General features: G+C 63.1%; 3 protein-coding genes. All 3 read left to right on the top strand.

The annotated features are described in order from the left end of the window. A partial coding sequence (locus tag IHE46_RS16710; RefSeq protein WP_225563133.1) for a condensation domain-containing protein occupies window positions 1-430 on the top strand: 430 nt, incomplete at its 5' end. Further along, window positions 388-1,077 (top strand): AMP-binding protein, encoded by a 690-nt coding sequence (locus IHE46_RS17245; protein WP_343230051.1) that lies wholly within the window; start codon window positions 388-390, stop codon window positions 1,075-1,077. The genes IHE46_RS16710 and IHE46_RS17245, both read left to right, overlap by 43 nt. Further along, window positions 963-3,022: amino acid adenylation domain-containing protein (locus tag IHE46_RS16700; protein ID WP_343230052.1), on the top strand; the 2,060-nt coding region annotated here is incomplete at its 3' end. The genes IHE46_RS17245 and IHE46_RS16700, both read left to right, overlap by 115 nt.

Genomic DNA, 3,022 nt, shown 5'->3' with positions numbered 1-3,022 from the left:
CGTGGAGATCGTCCAGCCCTCACGCCACCTGGATCACACGCCCCTGTTCCAGGTCATGTTCGCCTGGCAGAACAACGAAAACGCTACGTTCGACCTCCCCGGTCTGCGCACCGAACCGGTCGGCCTGCCCTTCGATCAGGCCAAGTTTGATCTGCTACTCGCCTTGGGCGAAGCCGACGGCACCATCGTCGGTTCCCTGAGCTATGCCACCGCCTTGTTCGATCACGCCACCGTCGTGCGGCATCGCGGCTACCTGCTCACACTGCTGCATGCCATGGTCACCGATGCCACGCAAACAGTCGCTCATATCGACCTGCTGGCCTCCGATGAGCGCACCTTGCTGCTGGAGACCTGGAACCGGACCGACGCACCCTACCCCGATCAGCTGTGCATCCNGGCGAAGCCGACGGCACCATCGTCGGCTCCCTGAGCTATGCCACCGCCTTGTTCGATCACGCCACCGTCGTGCGGCATCGCGGCTACCTGCTCACACTGCTGCATGCCATGGTCACCGATGCCACGCAAACAGTCGCTCATATCGACCTGCTGGCCTCCGATGAGCGCACCTTGCTGCTGGAGACCTGGAACCGGACCGACGCGCCCTACCCCGACCAGCTGTGCATCCACCAGTTGTTCGAGCAGCAGGTACGACAGCACCCTGAGGCTACCGCCCTCGTCTTCGAGGACCAGTCCCTCTCCTACGCCGAGCTCAACACCCAGGCCAATCGCCTCGCCCATCATCTGATCAACCTCGGCGTGCGCCCCGACGATCGCGTGGCGATCTGCGTCGAGCGCAGTCTGGCCATGGTCGTCGGTCTCCTGGCCATCCTCAAAGCGGGCGGCGCCNTGCCACGCAAACAGTCGCTCATATCGACCTGCTGGCCTCCGATGAGCGCACCTTGCTGCTGGAGACCTGGAACCGGACCGACGCACCCTACCCCGATCAGCTGTGCATCCACCAGTTGTTCGAGCAGCAGGTACAGCAGCATCCTGAGGCTACCGCCCTCGTCTTCGAGGATCAGTCCCTCTCCTACGCCGAGCTCAACACCCAGGCCAATCGCCTCGCCCATCATCTGATCAACCTCGGCGTGCGCCCCGACGATCGCGTGGCGATCTGCGTCGAGCGCAGTCTGGCCATGGTCGTCGGTCTCCTGGCCACCCTGAAAGCAGGCGGCGCCTATGTCCCGCTCGATCCGGCCTATCCCTCTGAGCGGCTGACCCAGATCCTGCACGANGAGGCTACCGCCCTCGTCTTCGAGGACCAGTCCCTCTCCTACGCCGAGCTCAACACCCAGGCCAATCGCCTCGCCCATCATCTGATCAACCTCGGCGTGCGCCCCGACGATCGCGTGGCGATCTGCGTCGAGCGCAGTCTGGCCATGGTCGTCGGTCTCCTGGCCATCCTCAAAGCGGGCGGCGCCTATGTCCCGCTCGATCCGGCCTACCCCTCTGAACGCCTGACCCAGGTCCTGCACGATGCCGCCCCCGTGCTCTTGCTGGCCGATACCGCAGGGCGAACGGCCCTGGGCGAAACGGCGATCGCCCACCTGACCGTGCTCGACCTCGGCACCCCCTCGACCTGGGCTCACCAGCCCGTCGTCAATCCCGATCCGCAAACGCTGGGCCTCACCTCCACCCACCTCGCCTACGTCATCTATACCTCTGGCTCCACCGGCTCCCCCAAGGGGGTTGCCATGCCTCATGGGCCGCTAGTAAATCTGATTTACTGGCAGATCGATCAAGCACGTCAATCTGACACAGAAAACCAGCGAACCCTTCAGTTTGCAGCACTAGGCTTTGATGTAGCGTTCCAAGAAATATTTAGCACCATTTGCGAAGGATCGGCATTGATCCTGATAAGCCATGACGTCAAATTTAATTTTGACGACCTTACCAGTCGTCTGAGCTCTCAGCAGGTCAATAGAATTTATCTTCCGTACGCCGCCCTTCATGGCTTAACGGAGGCTATTCAAAATGCCGGCCGCGAAGAGCAGGAGCAATTTAAAAAGTCCCTTCGCACGATAATAGTCTCCGGCGAGCAATTAAACACCGACTCGCAAATAAAGAATCTCTTCAAAAAACTACCCAGCTGCCGCTTGTGTAATCATTATGGACCGACCGAATCACACGTAGTTACGACATTTATTCTTCCACACGCGCCTCAGCTATGGCGACCACAGGCCCCCATAGGCCGTCCGATTGCCAACACGCGCATCTACCTGCTCGATGCCCACGGCCAACCGGTTCCTCTCGGGGTCGCCGGTGAGCTGTACATCGGCGGCGCCGGTGTCGCCCGCGGGTACCTGAACCGTCCCGACCTCACCGCCGTACGTTTCCTGCCCGACCCGTTCAACGCCCTGCCCGGCGCGCGCATGTACAAGACCGGCGACCTGGCCCGCTACCTGCCCGATGGCAATCTCGTCTTCTTGGGCCGCAACGATCACCAGGTCAAGATTCGTGGCTTCCGCATCGAGCCCGGCGAGATCGAAGCGCGCCTGATGGAACATCCGGCGGTGCGTGAGGCTGTCGTCCTCGCCCGCGAAGACGTCNCCGGCGACAAACGCCTCGTCGCCTATCTCACTACTGCACTGGAAGACACGACCGCGTCCGACGCGCTGGCCGCGACTTTGCGTGCCCACCTCGGTGCCTGCCTCCCCGACTACATGGTCCCGGCAGCCTTCGTGCAACTGGACGCGCTGCCCCTGACGCCCAACGGCAAGCTCGACCGCAAGGCCTTGCCTGCACCCGGCGACACGGCCTACGCCCGTCGGGCCTACGAGCCCCCCCAGGGCGAGATCGAGCAGACCCTCGCCACCCTCTGGACGGAGTTGCTCGGCCTCCAGCAGGTCAGTCGCCACGACAACTTCTTCGAGGTCGGCGGCCATTCCCTGATCGCCGTGCGCCTGCTCAGCCGCTTGGCCCAGACGGTCGGCGTCACTGTGTCGCTGGCCTCCCTGTTCGCCCATCCCTCCCTCGCCGCGCTGGCGTTGGCCCTCACCCAGACGCTGGAACAGGCCGGGGC

It is taken from the genome of Rhodanobacter sp. DHG33, assembly GCF_014843005.1.
Lineage (GTDB): Bacteria > Pseudomonadota > Gammaproteobacteria > Xanthomonadales > Rhodanobacteraceae > Rhodanobacter_A.
The sequence above is the reverse complement of the archived record's forward strand: the minus strand, read 5'-3'. Positions and strand labels throughout refer to the sequence as shown.